Consider the following 18295-nt stretch of genomic DNA (forward strand, 5'->3'; position numbering starts at 1 on the left):
TCGGGAGAAAAAATATGTTGATTGAACAGTTTATTTGTCGAGAAAACAATTTCGGTGTACTCCTTCATGATGAAAAAAGTGGTATGACAGCTGCAATAGATGCTCCTGAAGGCAAAGCGATTCACAACGCCTTAAAGCGCCACAATTGGACACTTAACACTATTTTTGTAACTCATCATCATCACGACCATGTAGAAGCCCTATCAGAATTAAAACAAGTTTACAACACTACGGTTATCGGACCAGAAGCAGAAAAAGAAAAGATTGATCATCTTGATAAAACACTTCAACCTGATGAAAGTTTTTCTTTTGGCTCACACCTTCTTTTAGCTCTTTCAACACCTGGTCATACTCTAGGCGCATTATCTTACTATTTTCCTGAAAAGAATTTACTCTTTGCTGGAGATACACTTTTTTCATTGGGCTGTGGACGTCTTTTCGAAGGAACACCAGCACAAATGCTGAATTCTTTAAAAAAACTTCGTAAACTTCCTGATGAAACACTTCTTTATTGTGGACATGAATATACAAAAAATAACGCTCTTTTCGCACTAACAATTGACCCACATAATAAAAAACTCCACCAAAGAATAGAGGAAGTTTTTTTGCTACGTGCAAAAAACGCTATGACTTTACCAGTAACCTTAGGGCAAGAAAAAGCCACCAATCCCTTTCTCCGCTGGGATGATAGTGTATTGCGAAGAAACCTTGTAATGGAAGAAGAAACAGATGAAGAAGTTTTTGCTGAAATTCGAAGAAGAAAGGACAATTTTTAACCATGCGTAAGTTCGTATTACGTTTGTTCCTCCTTTTTCTTTTCGTGATACATATTCAACTAACAAGGGCAGAGGAAAAGGAAACAGATAATTCTTCTCTTATATCATCTCTCATTGCAAATTATCCCTTAACAGAAGATTTTCTTTTAAAGCTGGAAAAAATTGAAAAAGAATGTAAAAACTTACTTCCAGAAACAAAAAATAATCTTATAACTTATGATTCTAGTATCCACTCTAGTATTGAAAATTACACTACCTATATTTCTAGTAAACCAAAACTTGTAAATATTTTAAAAGAAAATAATATAACACCGAAAGATTTTGCTTCAGGAACCTTAGCTCTTAAAGAAATATCAGCGCTTCTCATATTTGTACCTGAAAAGGAATATTCTACTGAGAAAAATACTATATTTCTAAACAATCTTGAATTTGTTAAAAAACATTTTTACAAAGCGACAATTCTTTTAGATAGCTGTGAAAAACTCATTTTGAGCAACTAATCAGCTATGAGACATTAAAAAATATCATCCCATTAATCTAATAAAAAAGTACGTGCATTAAAAAAACACCGTGTTTTTACCATTCCTAATAATTGTTTTTATTTCGATTATATTTACAAATGTTTTTCTAAAAATAAAGAATAACAGACGGAAAAATATTTATTGAAATTCAAAAAAGAAAGGATAATTTTTCGTCATGTTTAAACTTCTATTGTGTTTTTTCTTCATTTTTCCTTTTGTATCATACGCTCAAGAAAAAAAACAAGAAATAGATGATCCTTCTTTTATACCGCCTTTCATTGCAAATTATCCCTTAACAGAAGATATTCTTTTAAAGCTGGAAAAAATCAAAGCAGAATGTAGAAATTTATCTTCAGAACCAGAACAAACAAATACAAAAAGTGATCTCAGTACTTATGATGATAATATTGAAAAATACGCTTCCTATATTTTTAATAATCCAAAACTTGTAAATATTTTAAAAGAAAATAATATAACACCGAAAGATTTTGTTGTTGCTCACCTAGCACTTCAAGCGACATTGTATGTACTTACTGATGAAGAAAATTCTACTTATGAAAAAAACTCTTTACCTGCAAGAAATATAGAATTTGCTAAAGAGCATATGTATAGAATAATAAAAATTTTAAAAGATAACTGTTAAAAAAATCTTTTTAGAACAATTGATTAACTTTGTAAACGCCGACAAATTTCATCTAATTGTTCTAATGAAGAGTAATGTATTTTTAAATCTCCACCTTTTTTACCATGTCGAATAATAACTTTCATTCCTATCACATCTGCAAGTAATTTTTCTAAAGATTTTGTTTCAGCATCTTTCTCCGTATTGGTACGCTTTTTAGTTTTAGGATTAGCTTGCTCATATGCAAGTATTTCTGTTTGACGTACTGAAAGCCCTTCACAAATAATTTTCTCAGCTAAATTTTGTGGATCATCAACGGTTATAAGACAACGTGCATGACCTGCAGAAAGTTGTCCATCAGTTAAGAATTGTTGTACTTTTTCTGGAAGTTTTAACAAACGAAGCGTATTTGCAACATGACTACGACTTTTTCCTATAACTTGCGCTAAATCTACTTGCGTATAATCATGTTCATTTAGAAGCATCTCATATCCCTTTGCTTCTTCGATAGGATTAAGATCTGCACGTTGAACATTTTCAATAATTGCCAATTCCAAAGCCGTTTTATCGTCCACATCACGAATAATAACGGGTAATTGACTTAAATTTGCACGTTGTGCTGCACGCCAGCGCCGTTCACCCGCAATCAATTCAAACCGATGAGGATGATCTCTTAAAGGCCTCACAATAACCGGTTGAACCACACCGTGTTGACGAATTGATTGTGTCAAATTATCAAGCTCTGTTTCAGTAAAATGACGCCGAGGATTGTGAGGATTACATGAAATAGATTCAATAGAAATAAATCGCTCAGAAAGACTACCGGATTCATTTAATTTATCAAAGCTTGATGAACGTGCAATATTGTTGTTTAAATTGATATCTCCAATCAATGCCGCTAATCCACGTCCTAGTCTTTTTTTTGATAGATCATCGTTCATAATTTTGCTCTTTGAGTTTTCTTACAAAAAATTTTACATTTTTAAGCAGCAGCACGTGCTTGTTTTTCACGTTGAATCATTTCTGATGCTAGACGCAAATAAGCTTGGCTCCCAGCACATTTAAGATCATAAAGCAATACAGGTTTGCCAAAAGAAGGCGCTTCTGATACTCTTACATTTCGTGGAATAACAGTACGATAAACTTTATCTCCCATAAAAGAACGTACATCTTCAACAACTTGATTTGAAAGGTTATTACGTCCATCATACATTGTTAGAACAATACCTTGGATCTCTAAAGATGGATTAAGTACGGATCGCACTTGTTTTACTGTTTCAAGTAATTGACTTAAACCTTCAAGTGCTAAAAATTCACACTGCATAGGCACTAAAACAGAATCCGCAGCCCCCATAGCATTAAGTGTTAAAAGATTAAGGGAGGGAGGACAATCAATTAAAATATAATTGAATTTTTTTTCCATTTCCGGATCATCATAGAGAGCTTTACGTAAGCGTTGTATGCGATCTTTTGATGAAGAAATTTCCATTTCCACACCTAAGAGATCAAGTGTAGAGGGAACTATATAAAGATTGGGTACGGCTGTTTTTAAAGCCGCCTGTGTAATTGAAACGCCCGAAACCAAAACATCATAAGAAGATAAAGGACGGCTATTACGATCAATCCCTAAACCTGTACTAGCATTACCTTGTGGATCAACATCCATAATAAGGACATTTTCACCAATAGCCGCTAAAGCTGTAGCAAGATTAATTGCTGTGGTTGTTTTTCCGACTCCACCCTTTTGGTTTGCAATAGCGATAATTCGTGTTTCGCTCATTTTGCTCTACCCTCTATATGATCGAATATGAGAAATTTCCAAAATAACAGAATTTTCATCAACTTTACTTTTATGTTTTAACAGATCAAAGTGCCAATTGGCAGAGGCATTTTTTATTTCTGTAGCGTAATCCCGACCTTTTTGCAAAAGAGCTATTGTTTTTTCTGTTAATAAAGGAAAAATGAGTTGTAAAAGAGTATCAAGCGGCGCTAATCCCCGTGCTGTTATAATATCAGATATGGGAATTTTTTGATATATATCTTCAATTCTAGCGTGATAAACCGTTGCTGGAAGATTAAGTTGAGCAATAACTGTTCGCAAAAAAGCAACTTTTTTCCCATTACTTTCAACAAGATTAATATGTCCTGCTTTTTTTTCTTTCAAAAAGATAGCAATCACAATTGCAGGAAAACCTCCTCCTGATCCTAAATCACACCAATGTAAAGAATGAGCATACAAAGGAAAAATTTGTGCTGAATCTAGAATATGTCGTGTCCATAGATCTGGTATAGTTGTAGCAGATATCAAATTAATATGTGCATTCCACTGAAGTATTAAAGACTCAAACTGAATTAAATTTTCCATCGTTTCACGTGAAACAGAAGGAACAATATTTAATAATTGTTGATATTTTTTTTCTGTAGAAAAATTCATTAAGCTGTTTTAGCCTTTTCACGTCGTTGACGTTGAATATGTGTAATAATAAGCGATAACGCGGCGGGTGTCATGCCATCAATTTTTTGTGCATCAGCAATTGAACGCGGCGACACTTCTTGAATTTTTGATTTAAGTTCATTTGAAAGACCTGAAATTGCCTGAACATCGAGAGAAGAAGGAATTTCTAAACGCTCATCTCTCTGAAGAGAGGCAATATCTTGTGCTTGTTTATCTAAATAAACCGCATATTGTGCTTCAATTTCTAAAGATTCTGCTGTTTTAGAATCAATTGTTTTTAATTGTGGCCAAAAATCTGAAAGACGCTCTAAGGTCATATGAGGATAAGCAAGAAAATCATAAGCCGAACGCCGAATTCCATCATGATTAACATGTAATCCATGAGCAGAAGCTTCATTGGGTGTTAAAAAAAGATTTTGACATATTGATCGTGCTTGATCAAGCCGTTGTTGTTTTTTCTGATAACATTCCCAACGTATTTTACTTACAATACCCCATTTTTGTGCCAAAGGTGTTAAACGCGTATCAGCATTATCAGATCGTAAAGATAAACGAAATTCAGCACGTGATGTAAACATCCTATAAGGTTCACAAACACCACGTGAAACCAAATCATCAATCATAACACCAATATAAGCAGTAGAACGACTTATAAGTATTTCATCTAATTTACCTACTTTACGTGCAGCATTTAATCCAGCTAAAAGTCCTTGTGCTGCTGCTTCCTCATATCCTGTTGTACCATTAATTTGGCCTGCTAAAAATAAACCTGGTAAAGAGCGTAATTCTAAGCTTCTCGTTAATTGTTGTGGATTAACAAAATCATATTCAATAGCATAACCAGGTTGCAAAACTATAGCATTTTCCAATCCTTCAATGGTTTTCAATAGAGAAATTTGTACATTTTCAGGAAGAGAAGTAGAAAGACCATTTGGATAAACAGTATTATCATTTAATCCTTCTGGTTCCAGAAAGATCTGATGTCCATCACGTTCTCCAAATTTCACAATTTTATCTTCAACAGAAGGACAATAACGTGGTCCTAACCCTTCAATATTTCCAGAATATAAAGCAGAGCGATAAATATTCTCGCGAATAATTTGATGTGTTTTCTCATTTGTACGTGTTATTGCACATTCAATTTGTGGTTGTTCAATTTTCTCTGTTAAAAGAGAAAAGGGTATGGGATTTTCATCTGCTTGTTGTTTTTGGAGAGCTTCCCAAGCAATTGTTTTTTTACTCAAACGAGCAGGGGTTCCTGTTTTTAATCGTCCAAGTTTTATATGATATTTTTTCAAATGTTCAGCAAGTTTTACACTTGACTGATCTCCCATACGACCAGCAGCCCATGTTTTATTACCAATATGAATAAAGCCATTTAAAAACGTACCTGTTGTTAAAACAACAGCACCAGAAAAAATTGTTCCTTGTTTTTTTAAAATAACACCTGATACACAATTATCTTTAACAACCAGATCAATAACTTCATCCTCAATAAGAGTAAGATTTTCTTGTTCTTTTAATAATTTTTGAATTGCTTTTTTATAAAGTTGTCTATCTGCCTGTGTCCGTGGTCCTCTTACTGCCGGTCCTTTACGTCTATTAAGTAGTCTAAACTGAATTCCAGCAGCATCCGCTGCTCTTCCCATAAGACCATCTAACGCATCTATTTCACGAACTAGATGCCCTTTTCCAAGTCCACCAATAGCAGGATTACACGACATTGTTCCCAGTGCTGATATTTTATGTGTAACAAGCGCTGTTTTGGCTCCTACACGTGCTGAAGCTGAAGCCGCTTCACAGCCAGCATGACCACCACCAACAATAACAACATCATATGATTGCATTTAATTCATTCCGTAGAAAATATTCTAAGGTTTCACGTGAAACAGGATATAAATTACATAATCTTTATAATCTGTCTATGAAATAATCAATGTTTCACGTGAATCATTATTTACCAACACAAAATTCTGAAAAAATAATATCAAGCAAATCTTCAACATCAATATCTCCTGTAATTTTCCCAAGAAAATCACTTGCACAACGGAGATGTTCTGCACGTAAACTGAGATCAAGGGAATGATAATTAAGAGAAAATTCAATCTCTTTAACAGCCTCCTTTAATAATTGAAGTTGCCTTTTACGTGCTGGAACAATATTTCCAATTTCAGAAGCACGATGATGACAAAATAATTCAAGTTCTTTTATAAAATAATCAAAATTTAAACCAGTTAATGCGGAAAATTGTATAGACCAACGCTGATCATTTTTTTCATAAAGATCAAGCTTATTGCCAACACACCATATTTCAGCCGATGTTTCTGGTAAATCAACTTGCTTAGGATTTCCTATATCATAAACCAAAATAACCAAATCAGCTTCCCTAACATGCTGTTTAGCAATTTCTATTCCCATCTGTTCTATTTTATTTTCTGTTTTTCTAAAACCAGCAGTATCGGTTAAAAAAACAGGTAAACCACCAAGAATAATTCTCATTTCTAAAGCATCACGGGTTGTTCCTGCTTCTTCCGTTACAATAGCAACAGATCTTCCTGAAAGACGATTCATAATGCTTGATTTTCCAGAATTTGGAGCACCAGCAATAACAATTTTTAATCCATCACGTAAAATACTCGCACGTTCTCCTTTAGTAATATATTCCCGAATAGAAGTACAAAGATCCTGAACATCTTTCCAAACTTTATCAGATATTGCGTTGGGAATATCTGCTTCATCAACAAAATCAAGTTCTGCCTCAATAAAAGCACGCGCCTTCATAAGCTTATGACGCCAATCACGATAAAGCGTCGTTAAATGTCCACTTGTACCCATAACAGCTAAACGCCGTTGGCTTTCCGTTTCTGCTTCTATTAAATCAGCAAGACCTTCTGCTTGAACAAGATCTAATTTTCCTTCCATAAAAGCACGACGTGAAAATTCACCTGCTTCTGCAATACGGCATCCAGAAAATGTCGACAATTCATCGAGAAAACGATTAACGACTGCTTTTCCTCCATGTAAATGGAATTCTGCACAATCTTCCCCCGTAAAACTATGAGGAGCAGGAAAAAAAACAGTTAAACCAGAATCTAAAAAACTACCATCACGAGCAGTAAGATTTCCATAATGCATAAAACGTGCTTTAGGTAAACGACCACAAAGCGTTTTAACTATATCCACAACATGAGGACCAGAAAGCCGAATGACTGCAACCCCTGAAGGTAACAATCCACTCGAAACAGCAAAGATTGTATCCACAGGTTTTATCCTAATAAAAACTTTAATGACTCTACGTATTCATTGAATCAAAAAATTCACTATTATTTTTTGTTTGCTTTAATTTATCAATCAAAAATTCAATTGCATCTGTTACATTCATAGATGCTAAAATACGACGAAGAACAAAAATTTTGTGTAAATCTTGTCGTTCTACCAGAAGTTCTTCCTTACGCGTTCCTGACTTTAAAATATCCATAGCAGGGAAAATACGTTTATCAGCAACTTTTCGATCAAGAACAATTTCCGAATTACCTGTTCCTTTAAATTCTTCAAAAATAACCTCATCCATACGACTTCCTGTATCAATCAAAGCCGTTGCAATAATGGTTAAAGATCCGCCTTCTTCAATATTACGTGCTGCACCAAAAAAACGCTTTGGACGCTGGAGGGCATTTGCATCCACACCACCTGTTAAAACTTTACCTGAAGAAGGAACAACTGTATTATATGCACGCCCAAGACGTGTAATAGAATCGAGAAGAATAACAACATCACGCCCATATTCAACAAGACGTTTGGCTTTTTCAATAACCATTTCTGCCACTTGTACGTGACGTATTGCAGGTTCATCAAAAGTAGAAGAAACCACTTCTCCTTTTACTGAACGCTGCATATCAGTAACTTCTTCTGGTCGTTCATCAATTAAAAGAACAATGAGATAACATTCAGGATGATTAGTGGTAATAGAATGAGCAATATTTTGAAGTAAAACTGTTTTTCCCGTCCGAGGAGGAGCTACAATTAACCCTCTTTGTCCTTTTCCCAATGGAGATATCAAATCAATCACGCGTGATGACATATCTTTCTCTGTAGGATCTTGTATTTCCATTTGGAAACGTTCATTTGAATAAAGAGGAGTAAGATTATCAAAGTGGATTTTATAACGAATCTTTTCAGGTTTTTCGAAATTAATTGTATTAATTTTAAGGAGAGCAAAATAACGTTCTCCCTCTTTTGGACTGCGTATGGGACCTTCAATTGTATCGCCTGTTTTTAAAGAAAACGACTGTATTTGTGCAGGTGAAAGATAAATATCATCAGGACCAGGAAGATAATTAGCATCAGCAGATCTCAAAAATCCAAATCCGTCTTGTAAAACTTCAACAACACCTTCTCCTATAATTTCAACGTCTTGTAGAGCAAGTTTTTTCAAGATAGCAAACATTAATTCTTGTTTGCGCATAAGGGAGGCATTTTCAACTTCTAATGTTTCAGCAAAAGAAACAAGCTCAACGGGATTTTTGCTTTTAAGTTCTTGTAGTTTCATTTTTTGCATGAAATATGCTCTTTGTAATTAAGGAGAAGATTGTTCTAAATAATTTATGGAAATTTATGAGTGAAATATTATTAAGAAAAAATATCCTACACTCAATTTTTTTAATCTGCAAGTACCATTTATATGAAATTTGTTCCTGTAATATTAAGTAATTATATGAAAAACTTGAAAAAATATAAAATCCAAATAGTATTTAATTATTTTAATAACAAAAATGTGAGTTAAGATTATAGCATTAATGAAATGCTATTCAAAAGTATTTTTTACAGAAATTTATATTAATAAATTTATATTAAAGAAAGGATTATTCTTATTTATAACTGTGTTTAGTGTGGATTATTATTTATCCTCAATTTTATCCACAAAAGGAACTGAAAAAAGAATAAAAATATCACTATCTTAAAGATATTATCCCCTCTTTTTTTATAAGAGGGATTAAATTATCACAAGCATTTAATTTGTGCATAAAAAAGGAGAATTTTTCATAAATTTTAGTTTTATAAAAAACGGTGAGGATATATACACATGTCTTAACAAGGAGTTAAAATTTTTGTGACAAAAGAAAAAAAATTCTTTCATTTACACATGCTTTCTGATGCAACAGGAGAAACATTAATTTCTGTTGGAAGAGCTGTAGCATCGCAATATGCAATGATTCAGGCAACAGAGCATATCTATCCTATGATTCGTAATAGAATACAGTTACAAAAAGCTCTTGATGAAATACAACAAGAACCAGGTATTGTTCTTTACACAATGATTGATGAAGAATTTAAACTTCTCCTTCAAAAAATGTGTAAAAAAATAAAAGTTCCCTGTATTGATATATTACATCCTGTTTTAAATGCTTTTCAGTCTTACCTTGGAATGCCAACACATTTACGTGCGAGCGCACAACATGATCTTAATGCGGATTATTTTCGCCGTATTGAGGCACTGGATTTTACAATAGAGCATGATGATGGACAGTCTTCCAGTAGCTTATCCGAAGCAGATGTGATTCTTGTGGGAATTTCAAGAACCTCTAAAACGCCAACAAGTATCTATTTAGCAAATCGCGGAATAAAAACGGCTAATATTCCTCTTATTCCTAATATTGATTTGCCAGAATCCCTTTTAGAGGCAAAAAATTCTTTAATTATTGGTTTAATTGCTTCAGCTGAAAGAATCTCACATATCCGCCAAAATCGAGATTTGGGAGAAAGTTTTGCTCTTGATAATTATACAAATCGTATCAACATAGCTGAAGAATTAATCCATGCAAAACGCATTTGCGAACGTTTTGGTTGGCCTATTATTGATGTCACAAGACGTTCTATTGAAGAAACTGCTGCTGCAATATTTGAACTGTTATCACGATTTCGTGAAGGAAATGAGAGAAAATTCTCATGAACGCAGATACGTTAATATTAGCATCTCTTAGTTTTTATCGTGCAAAATTATTAAAAAAAGCAGGCTTAAATTTTTCCATTGAAGGAGCTTCTTTTGATGAAAGAGAAGTAGAAAAAAAAGCAAAAGAAAAAACACCTAAAGAACTCAGCTGTTTTCTTGCGAGCGCAAAAGCAAAAAATGTTTCAGACCGTTTTCCTGATGCTTTCGTTATTGGTTGTGATCAAGTTCTTGATTTTGAAGGTCAAGTTTTTCACAAAGCAACAAATATAAAAGAAGCACATCAACGTTTATGTGAATTATCAGGAAAAACCCATTCTCTTCATAGTGCGGTAGCTTTATTTAAAAATGGTCAAAAAATTTGGGTTGAAGCTTTTAGTGCACATATGTCCGTCCGTTTACTCTCATCAGAATTTATTGAACGTTATTTAGCACGCGTAGGAAAAGATGTTTTAAACAGCGTGGGAGTATATCAAATTGAAGGAGAAGGAATTCATCTCTTTGAAAAAATTGAAGGAGATTTTTTTACCATTGTTGGTTTACCTTTACTGCCTCTACTCATAAAACTGCGTCACTTAGGAATTATTGATGGTTGACTTAACAATAAAAAAAACAAATTATCCGCGTGCTTTTGTTGTTGGTTCTCCAATTCATCATTCAAAATCGCCAAAAATTCACAATTTTTGGCTTAAACAATATGGTTTACAAGGAGAATATATTGCACAAGAAGTAACATCTGAAGAATTCAGTCATTTTATTGCGTCTTTACAAAAAATAGGCTTTTGTGGAGGAAATGTTACTTTGCCTTATAAACAGGAAGCTTTTCGTTTAGCAGATTATAAAGATGAGAGAGCAACAATGATTGGTGCTGTTAATACACTTTGGTATGAAGGAGATAAGCTTTGTGCCACGAATAGTGATGCCTATGGTTTTAGCGCTAATCTTGATGATTTTGCATCTGATTGGGGAGGGGAAACAGCTCTTGTTTTTGGAGCAGGTGGTGCCGCACGCGCTATCATATATGCCTTAAAAAAACGCGGATTTGAACAGATTTATCTGATTAACCGTACAAAACAACGTGCTGATAATTTAGCTCAGCATTTTGGAAAAATCATTAAAGTTTACGATTGGCATAAAATCCATGAAATACTTCATCAAGTTGATTTGATTGTTAATACAACCTCTATTGGTATAAAAAGTCCAGAAGAAAAAAGTGATTCTTTTTTTTGCGATTTTCATAAAGCAAAAAAAACGGCGTTAGTAACAGATATTATTTATACACCATTGATAACTCCTTTTTTACAACAGGCAAAGGCTTGTGATCTCAAGACGGTTGATGGGCTTGGGATGCTTCTACATCAGGCTGTTATAGGGTTTGAACAGTGGTTTGGAATAAGACCACAGGTAACAAAAGCTTTACGGACAGCTATTTTAGAGGATATGAGTGAAAAAAGAGAATGAAGATCATAGGATTAACGGGATCAATTGCTATGGGAAAATCAACAGTTGCTGATTTTTTCAAGCAAGCGGGTATTTCTGTTTTTAGTGCTGATGAAGCAGTAAAACAGCTTTATAAAAGTGAGCCAGCTTTGTCATTCATAGAGCGTATTTTTCCTGGTGTTGTTGAAAACGGTGAAGTTAACCGTTTGAAACTTTCTGAAATTTTGATTGATGATAAAGAAAAATTACAAACATTAGAAAAAATAATTCATCCTTTGGTGCAAGAAAAAGAAAGGGAATTTATTGATATAGCGCGTGAACAAGGGAAAAAATTCGTTATTCTTGATATTCCACTTTTGTTTGAAAAAAATGGTGAAAGTCGTGTGGATAGCGTTATTGTTGTTTCTGCTCCACCAGAAATACAAAAAGAACGTGTCATGATTCGCCAAGGTATGAATGAGAAAAAATTTGCCTTTATCAATGCTCAACAAATGCCAGATGAAAAAAAACGAGAACGTGCTGATTTTATTATTGATACAGGGAAAGATTTAGAGAATACACGTCAACAGGTTTTTGATGTAATAAAAAAACTAAAGAATTGAAGTTATGCGGGAAATTATTTTTGATACAGAAACAACAGGTTTAGATAAAGAAAAAGATCGCATAATCGAAATTGGTTGTGTAGAAATGGTTGATCGTTATCTCACAGGACGCCAATTTCATGTTTATTTAAACCCTGAAGGCGTTATTATTCCTGATGAAGTTGTAGCAATTCACGGATTAACCAATGAACGCCTAAAAAACGAGAAAAGTTTTAGTGATATTGTTGATGAGTTTTTAGAATTTATCAAAGACGCGACAATGATTGCGCATAATGCGAGTTTTGATATTGGTTTTATTAATGCAGAATTAAAACGTGTCAACAAACCGCTTATCAGTGTTGATAATATTCTTGATACACTGGCTATGGCGCGGCGTAAATTTCCTATGGGTCCTAATTCTCTTGATATTTTATGCAAACGTTTTGGAATTGATAACAGCCATCGTGTTCTTCATGGTGCTTTGCTTGATGCAGAGATTCTAGCCGATGTTTATATTGAGCTTATCGGTGGAAAACAAGGTGTATTGGGTTTTGATAACAGAAGGGGTGTTGATGAACATATCCAGAATGATAAAGATACATCTTATGCCGTTAAAATTCGCCCACAGGCTTTACCTTCAAGATTGAGTACGCAAGAAAAAAAGTTACACGCTGATTTTATCTACAAAATGGGTGAAAAAGCTCTGTGGAATAATTTCAAAATTCATGAATAACATCATCTTTTCTCTAAAAAAGTCACGATTGAAATTAAAGAATATAGATGTCAAAAAAAACGGTCGTTGTGGGGAGGGGAACACCACAACGACCCTGTCGCTACATCGTACCTCAGCTATCATAGGAGGAGCAAAATGAAAGCTATTAATCCTGTAACAGCAAAGAAAAGCTCTAGGTACTTAATATAAAGTGCAACGACTTCATGTCTTATGAAAAGAAAAAATGGCTTTTTAGAGGCAAAGTGAAAAAATATATAAGGACAAATTGTTTTTTTAGCTGAAATGGAGAAAAAATTGTAATGAAAGCAACAGATCATCTTTTTTTGGTTGACGGATCAGGCTATGTTTTTCGTGCTTATTATGCTTTGCCGCCTTTAAAACGTAAAAAGGATGGACTTCCTGTAGGAGCAGTAGCTGGTTTTTGCAATATGTTATGGAAATTACTATGTGATGCTCGTAATACAGCTACGGGTGTTGTTCCAACACATTTTGCTGTTATTTTTGATTATTCATCTGATACTTTTCGGAAACAAATTTATCCTGAATATAAAGCGAATCGCGCTGAACCTCCTGAAGATCTAATTCCTCAATTCGCGCTAATACGCCAAGCAACGAAGGCTTTTAATTTGCCTTGTATTGAAAAGGAAGGCTTTGAAGCGGATGATTTAATTGCTACCTATGCAAAATTTGCAACAAAGGTTGGGGCAAAAACAACCATTATTTCTTCTGATAAGGATCTTATGCAACTCGTAAATACGCATGTATCTTTGTATGATGGAATGAAAGATAAGCATATAGGTATCTCAGAAGTTATAGAAAAATGGGGTGTTGCGCCTGAAAAAATGATTGATTTACAAGCATTAATTGGAGATTCAACAGATAATGTACCGGGTATTCCAGGCATTGGTCCAAAAACTGCAGCTCAGTTATTAAATGAATTTGGTTCTCTTGATCTTTTATTGCAACGCGTAACAGAAATTAAACAAACAAAACGGCGTGAAAACATTCAAGCTTATAGAGAACAAGTTAAAATGTCTCGTGAACTTGTCAGGCTTAAAACAGATGTTCCTATAGATAATGATTTAGATGATTTTGTTTTGGAGCCACAAGATGGTCCACGTTTAATTTCTTTTTTGAAAGCGATGGAGTTTTCAACATTAACGCGTCGCGTGGCAGAGGCAACGTCATGCGATGCAGCTGTTATTGACGCACTTGATATAGATGTTGAATGGGAAAAACTAAGCCCCAGGCATGATTCTGAGATCAAGAATACTGAGCACGCATCTCTTCATAGTTTTTCTGAAAATTCTCCACAAGTTTTTGCACAAAAACGTAAAGATCAAGCGCTGACTCAAAAAATTACAAGAGCTACTTATACAACAATTCTTGATGAGAAAATTTTAAAAGAGTGGTTATCACAAGCACAGGAGCAGGGTTTTTTCGCTTTTGATACTAAAACAACATCTCTTGATCCGATGCAAGCAAAGCTTGTTGGTTTTTCACTCGCATTACAGCCGGAAAAAGCAGCTTATATACCTCTTGAACATTTTGATGAAGGAGAAGAGGACCTTTTGAGGGGCGGGCGCATTGCCTCACAGATTGAGGCCCGAAAAGCTTTAGCACTTTTAAAACCGATATTAGAAGATTCAGCGGTGTTAAAAATTGGTCATAATATAAAATATGATTGGTTGGTGATGAAGCAATACGACATTATGATAAGCTCTTTTGACGACACCATGCTTTTATCATATGCTTTTGATGCTGGAACTTTAACCCATAATATGGATGATTTGTCTGAACGTTGGCTTGAGCATAAACCAATTGCCTATAAAGATTTAACGCATAACGGAAAAAAAATTACTTCTTTTGCACAAGTAGATTTAAAACAAGCAACCCTTTATGCGGCGGAAGATGCTGATATAAAGCTGCGCCTTTGGCAAGTATTGAAACCGCAACTTGTTGCTCGTGGGATGACAAAAATTTATGAGCGTCTTGATCGACCCCTTGTAAAAGTTCTTGCAAGAATGGAAGAACGGGGGATTCTTATTGATCGGCAGATTTTATTGCGTCTTTCTGGAGAGTTGGCACAAGCTGCTTTGATTCTAGAAGAGGAAATTTATAAACAAGCTGATGAAAAGTTTAATCTTGCTTCGCCAAAGCAATTAGGTGATATCCTTTTTGGCAAAATGGGATTGCTCGGAGGTGTTAAGACCAAGGGTGGTCAATGGTCAACTTCTGCACAAACCTTAGAAGAGTTGGCTGCTGAAGGTCATATTTTACCGCGTAAAATTATTGAGTGGCGTCAACTTGCAAAGCTAAAATCTACCTATACAGACGCTTTGCCTTCTTATATTTTTCCAAAAACAGGGCGTGTTCATACGAATTATTCTTTGGCAATAACATCAACAGGTCGGTTATCATCATCAGAGCCAAATTTGCAAAATATTCCAGTGCGAACTGCTGAAGGACGTAAAATTCGAACAGCTTTTATTGCTCCCAAAGGACATGTATTGCTTTCTGCTGATTATAGTCAGATTGAATTGCGCATTCTTGCACATATTGCGGATATAAAAGCATTAAAAGAAGCTTTTGCTAAAGGGCATGATATTCACGCTATAACGGCATCACAAATGTTTGGCGTTGCAATAGAGGGAATGCATTCGGATATACGACGGCGTGCAAAAGCGATTAATTTTGGTATTATTTATGGTATTTCAGCTTTTGGATTAGCCAATCAATTGGGAATTTCACGCCAAGAAGCGGGTCGTTATATTCAACTGTATTTTGAAAGATTTCCAGGAATTAAAGATTATATGGAGAAAACTAAAATCTTTGCACGTGAAAATGGTTATGTAGAAACAATTTTTGGACGTCGTATCCATTATCCAGAAATAAAAGCAAAGAATGTAAAAATTCGTTCTCTTAATGAGCGAGCAGCTATCAATGCTCCAATTCAAGGTTCTGCGGCCGATATCATTCGCCGCGCTATGATACATATGGAAGATGCTTTAAAAGAAGAAAAACTATCAGCAAAAATGTTGCTGCAAGTGCATGATGAACTGATTTTTGAAGTACCAGAAGAAGAAAGTAAAAAAACCATGACTGTTGTTAAAAATGTTATGGAAAATGCTACAATACCGGTTCTATCTTTATCTGTACCGCTTGAAGTAAAAGTCATGACGGCTCAAAATTGGGATGAGGCACATTAATTTTTTTATTTATTTTTAAGAATGTTGATTGCGTTAGAAAGATTAAGATAGGCTTTGATAGGCAAATGATCTGAAGCAATGCGTGCAAGTGGTGAATAATGATTTTCAATACTTGTTACCAATTGGTGGGGAAAAGAAAAAACTCTATCAAGGGCTAACAAAGGAAAACGAGAGGGAAAGCTTGGTACAACTTCAAAAGTGCTATCAAAATAGGGAGAAAAATGATTTAAAGATGAGCCTTTTCCCATTCGCCATTCATTAAAATCTCCTATGAGGAGTGTAGGCATAAGGGGGCGTTTTTGGAAAATTTCAAGGAGCATTTTTGTTTGTTGTTTACGAGAGTAACGTAATAAGCCAAAATGAGCCGCAATAATACGAATAGGGCCTGCTTCCATTTCCAACTCTACAACTACAGCCCCACGTGGTTCAATACTAGGAAGAGTGACTTGTAAAGTATCACGTACATATCCCTTTCGCAAAAAAAGAGCATTCCCATGCCAACCATGGCCATGAGGTGACATAGTATTAAGAGGTACAGGAATCAAACCGGTTTCAGCTTTTAATAGCTGAAGATTAATCAAACCGATGCGTTCCCCAAAACGTTTATCTGCTTCTTGAAGAGCAAGAATATCAACTTGTAATTCAGTAATAACACGGACAATTCTTGTAGGATTAAAAACTTTATCAACACCTACACATTTATGCACATTATAGGAAGCAACGGTCAGATCATAATTACTATTTTGATTGACAATGTTTGATTGATGATGAGAGCGGCTATGAATTGTATTTAAAAAGGAGCTATGGAGTTTTTGTTGGATAAAACCGGTAAACCAAGGGAATTTTTGCTTATAAGGGATTTTTGTCATTTTGCGAAAAGAATAGTTTCTAAGAAGCAGAGGGTAAAGATTTACACTAAAAACAAAAGAACCTTGTTTCTTTTAGAAACAAGGTTCTTTAATTAAGTAATGATTTTTGCAATCAATCACGGTTTGAGCCAAGAAACTGTAGCAAGAAGACAAACATATTGATGAAATCAAGATAAAGATTCAGCGCGCCCATAATAACTTTACGTCCTCTGGTATCGCTTTCATCTCCTTCATAATACATCAACTTAATGCTCTGGGTGTCGTAGGCTGTTAAACCAGCAAAGATAAAAACACCAATCACAGAGATAGCAAACTGCAAAGCGCTTGATCCAAGAAAAATGTTCACAATCATGGAAAGCAACAAGCCGATCAATCCAATGAATAAGAATGAACCGATTGCTGTGAGATCACGCTTTGTTGTGTATCCATAAAGTGAAAGAGCTCCAAAAGTTGCGGCGGAAATGACAAAGGTTTGCACAACACTTTCTGTCGTATAGCGCAAAACGATTGAAGACAGTGAAAGACCAACCAGAGCAGCATAACCAAAAAAGAGACTACGAGCAGCATTTGTGCTCAATGTATTAATTTTAAAACTGAGAAATAAGACTGCTATGAGTGGTGCAAACATAACAATATAAGAGAATGGCGATGTATAAAATGTTACTCCAAATGGTGTTAGATAAACACTGCTATTGATTTGAGCTGCTGCTTGGCTCATATCTGTTGTCGTTGCTAATGATACAATTGCATAAGCGGCAGCAGCTGTAATAAGCAAACCAATGGCCATTGCATTGTAGACACCCAACATATAGTCGCGTAATCCCTGATCAATTGATGCATCGGCATGAGAAGCAGGTGCCGAACGTAAATCTTTAAAATTAGCCATAATATAAAATCCTTTAGCATATGTTCTGTCAGGTATAGGGCTTTAAAGGTGTCTCTGTCATTACACAGATAAGCTTGGTATAAGCCTTAATTGGGCAAATACAAAAACCCTTAAGAATCACTGACAGAATTCCAGCATATATGCTCTTATTATGGAGATTTATTTAAAAATTACAAGAGATTTATATGAAGAAGGAACCTTACAAATTGGTAAGGAAATAGTTCATTTTAATAAAAAATATTTCCATTTTTTGCCA

The 18295-nt window shown here is 34.7% G+C and carries 17 protein-coding genes; 9 read left to right on the plus strand and 8 right to left on the minus strand.

Annotated features, from left to right (window positions below; genetic code table 11):
• Positions 1-14: 14 nt before the first annotated feature.
• The 3 genes from gloB (at position 15) to ACFIM6_RS01375 (ending at position 1940) form a co-directional block, all read left to right on the plus strand.
• Positions 15-776: a hydroxyacylglutathione hydrolase gene (gloB, locus tag ACFIM6_RS01365; RefSeq protein WP_375611335.1), complete on the plus strand. Its 762-nt coding sequence runs from the start codon at positions 15-17 to the stop codon at positions 774-776.
• Between the two features lie 2 nt (positions 777-778).
• Positions 779-1276, plus strand: coding sequence for a hypothetical protein (locus ACFIM6_RS01370; RefSeq protein WP_375611336.1), 498 nt, complete (start codon positions 779-781; stop codon positions 1274-1276).
• 196 nt (positions 1277-1472) lie between these two features.
• A complete protein-coding gene (locus tag ACFIM6_RS01375; protein ID WP_375611337.1) occupies positions 1473-1940 on the plus strand; it encodes a hypothetical protein in 468 nt (155 codons plus the stop codon).
• A gap of 23 nt (positions 1941-1963) precedes the next feature.
• On the opposite strand, the gene ACFIM6_RS01380 is transcribed toward ACFIM6_RS01375, so the two are convergent.
• The 6 genes from ACFIM6_RS01380 to rho all read right to left on the minus strand — a co-directional run bounded on the left by ACFIM6_RS01380 (position 1964) and on the right by rho (position 8932).
• On the minus strand, positions 1964-2860 hold the full coding sequence (locus tag ACFIM6_RS01380; RefSeq protein WP_375611338.1) for a ParB/RepB/Spo0J family partition protein: 897 nt from the start codon (positions 2858-2860) through the stop codon (positions 1964-1966).
• A gap of 41 nt (positions 2861-2901) precedes the next feature.
• Positions 2902-3699 carry a ParA family protein gene (locus ACFIM6_RS01385; RefSeq protein ID WP_273790170.1) on the minus strand — a complete coding sequence of 266 codons (798 nt, stop codon included), beginning with the start codon at positions 3697-3699 and terminating at the stop codon, positions 2902-2904.
• A gap of 6 nt (positions 3700-3705) precedes the next feature.
• Complete coding sequence (rsmG, locus tag ACFIM6_RS01390; RefSeq protein WP_375611339.1) at positions 3706-4353, minus strand: 16S rRNA (guanine(527)-N(7))-methyltransferase RsmG; 648 nt, start codon at positions 4351-4353, stop codon at positions 3706-3708.
• Positions 4353-6221 carry a tRNA uridine-5-carboxymethylaminomethyl(34) synthesis enzyme MnmG gene (gene mnmG, locus ACFIM6_RS01395; protein ID WP_375611340.1) on the minus strand — a complete coding sequence of 623 codons (1869 nt, stop codon included), beginning with the start codon at positions 6219-6221 and terminating at the stop codon, positions 4353-4355. The genes rsmG and mnmG overlap by 1 nt, the downstream gene beginning before the upstream one ends.
• Before the next feature lie 106 nt (positions 6222-6327).
• The gene (gene mnmE / locus ACFIM6_RS01400) at positions 6328-7635 is read right to left on the minus strand and encodes a tRNA uridine-5-carboxymethylaminomethyl(34) synthesis GTPase MnmE (protein ID WP_375611341.1); all 1308 of its coding nucleotides are present in this window, start codon (positions 7633-7635) and stop codon (positions 6328-6330) included.
• 31 nt (positions 7636-7666) lie between these two features.
• Entirely contained in the window at positions 7667-8932 is a 1266-nt protein-coding gene (gene rho / locus ACFIM6_RS01405; protein WP_015857121.1) for a transcription termination factor Rho, read from the minus strand.
• A gap of 552 nt (positions 8933-9484) precedes the next feature.
• Here rho and ACFIM6_RS01410 point away from each other — a divergent pair.
• The 6 genes from ACFIM6_RS01410 (at position 9485) to polA (ending at position 16284) form a co-directional block, all read left to right on the plus strand.
• Positions 9485-10324 (plus strand): pyruvate, water dikinase regulatory protein, encoded by an 840-nt coding sequence (locus ACFIM6_RS01410; protein WP_375611342.1) that lies wholly within the window; start codon positions 9485-9487, stop codon positions 10322-10324.
• Positions 10321-10917: a Maf family nucleotide pyrophosphatase gene (locus tag ACFIM6_RS01415; RefSeq protein ID WP_375611343.1), complete on the plus strand. Its 597-nt coding sequence runs from the start codon at positions 10321-10323 to the stop codon at positions 10915-10917. Before ACFIM6_RS01410 ends, ACFIM6_RS01415 begins: the two co-directional genes overlap by 4 nt.
• Positions 10910-11782: a shikimate dehydrogenase gene (locus ACFIM6_RS01420; RefSeq protein ID WP_375611344.1), complete on the plus strand. Its 873-nt coding sequence runs from the start codon at positions 10910-10912 to the stop codon at positions 11780-11782. Before ACFIM6_RS01415 ends, ACFIM6_RS01420 begins: the two co-directional genes overlap by 8 nt.
• Positions 11779-12363 carry a dephospho-CoA kinase gene (gene coaE / locus ACFIM6_RS01425; protein WP_273790177.1) on the plus strand — a complete coding sequence of 195 codons (585 nt, stop codon included), beginning with the start codon at positions 11779-11781 and terminating at the stop codon, positions 12361-12363. Before ACFIM6_RS01420 ends, coaE begins: the two co-directional genes overlap by 4 nt.
• 4 nt (positions 12364-12367) lie before the next feature.
• Entirely contained in the window at positions 12368-13075 is a 708-nt protein-coding gene (gene dnaQ / locus ACFIM6_RS01430; RefSeq protein ID WP_273790178.1) for a DNA polymerase III subunit epsilon, read from the plus strand.
• 299 nt (positions 13076-13374) lie between these two features.
• On the plus strand, positions 13375-16284 hold the full coding sequence (gene polA / locus ACFIM6_RS01435) for a DNA polymerase I (protein WP_375611345.1): 2910 nt from the start codon (positions 13375-13377) through the stop codon (positions 16282-16284).
• Positions 16285-16289: 5 nt separating this feature from the next.
• Here polA and ACFIM6_RS01440 read toward each other — a convergent pair whose 3' ends face one another.
• A complete protein-coding gene (locus ACFIM6_RS01440) occupies positions 16290-17153 on the minus strand; it encodes an endonuclease/exonuclease/phosphatase family protein (protein WP_375611346.1) in 864 nt (287 codons plus the stop codon).
• Positions 17154-17265: 112 nt separating this feature from the next.
• Positions 17266-18039 (minus strand): Bax inhibitor-1/YccA family protein, encoded by a 774-nt coding sequence (locus tag ACFIM6_RS01445; protein ID WP_375611347.1) that lies wholly within the window; start codon positions 18037-18039, stop codon positions 17266-17268.
• Between the last annotated feature and the right edge of the window lie 256 nt (positions 18040-18295).

Source organism: Bartonella sp. AA9NXGY (assembly GCF_042196845.1).
GTDB lineage: Bacteria > Pseudomonadota > Alphaproteobacteria > Rhizobiales > Rhizobiaceae > Bartonella.

Excerpts from the sequence above, each read along its gene's own strand:
- rho (WP_015857121.1), bottom strand. The coding sequence starts at position 8,932 with ATGCAAAAAATGAAACTACAAGAACTTAAAAGCAAAAATCCCGTTGAG.
- ACFIM6_RS01440 (WP_375611346.1), bottom strand. The coding sequence starts at position 17,153 with ATGACAAAAATCCCTTATAAGCAAAAATTCCCTTGGTTTACCGGTTTT.
- dnaQ (WP_273790178.1), top strand. The coding sequence starts at position 12,368 with ATGCGGGAAATTATTTTTGATACAGAAACAACAGGTTTAGATAAAGAA.
- ACFIM6_RS01375 (WP_375611337.1), top strand. The coding sequence starts at position 1,473 with ATGTTTAAACTTCTATTGTGTTTTTTCTTCATTTTTCCTTTTGTATCA.
- coaE (WP_273790177.1), top strand. The coding sequence starts at position 11,779 with ATGAAGATCATAGGATTAACGGGATCAATTGCTATGGGAAAATCAACA.
- mnmG (WP_375611340.1), bottom strand. The coding sequence starts at position 6,221 with ATGCAATCATATGATGTTGTTATTGTTGGTGGTGGTCATGCTGGCTGT.
- rsmG (WP_375611339.1), bottom strand. The coding sequence starts at position 4,353 with ATGAATTTTTCTACAGAAAAAAAATATCAACAATTATTAAATATTGTT.
- ACFIM6_RS01380 (WP_375611338.1), bottom strand. The coding sequence starts at position 2,860 with ATGAACGATGATCTATCAAAAAAAAGACTAGGACGTGGATTAGCGGCA.
- ACFIM6_RS01385 (WP_273790170.1), bottom strand. The coding sequence starts at position 3,699 with ATGAGCGAAACACGAATTATCGCTATTGCAAACCAAAAGGGTGGAGTC.
- polA (WP_375611345.1), top strand. The coding sequence starts at position 13,375 with ATGAAAGCAACAGATCATCTTTTTTTGGTTGACGGATCAGGCTATGTT.
- ACFIM6_RS01370 (WP_375611336.1), top strand. The coding sequence starts at position 779 with ATGCGTAAGTTCGTATTACGTTTGTTCCTCCTTTTTCTTTTCGTGATA.
- gloB (WP_375611335.1), top strand. The coding sequence starts at position 15 with ATGTTGATTGAACAGTTTATTTGTCGAGAAAACAATTTCGGTGTACTC.
- ACFIM6_RS01445 (WP_375611347.1), bottom strand. The coding sequence starts at position 18,039 with ATGGCTAATTTTAAAGATTTACGTTCGGCACCTGCTTCTCATGCCGAT.
- ACFIM6_RS01415 (WP_375611343.1), top strand. The coding sequence starts at position 10,321 with ATGAACGCAGATACGTTAATATTAGCATCTCTTAGTTTTTATCGTGCA.
- ACFIM6_RS01420 (WP_375611344.1), top strand. The coding sequence starts at position 10,910 with ATGGTTGACTTAACAATAAAAAAAACAAATTATCCGCGTGCTTTTGTT.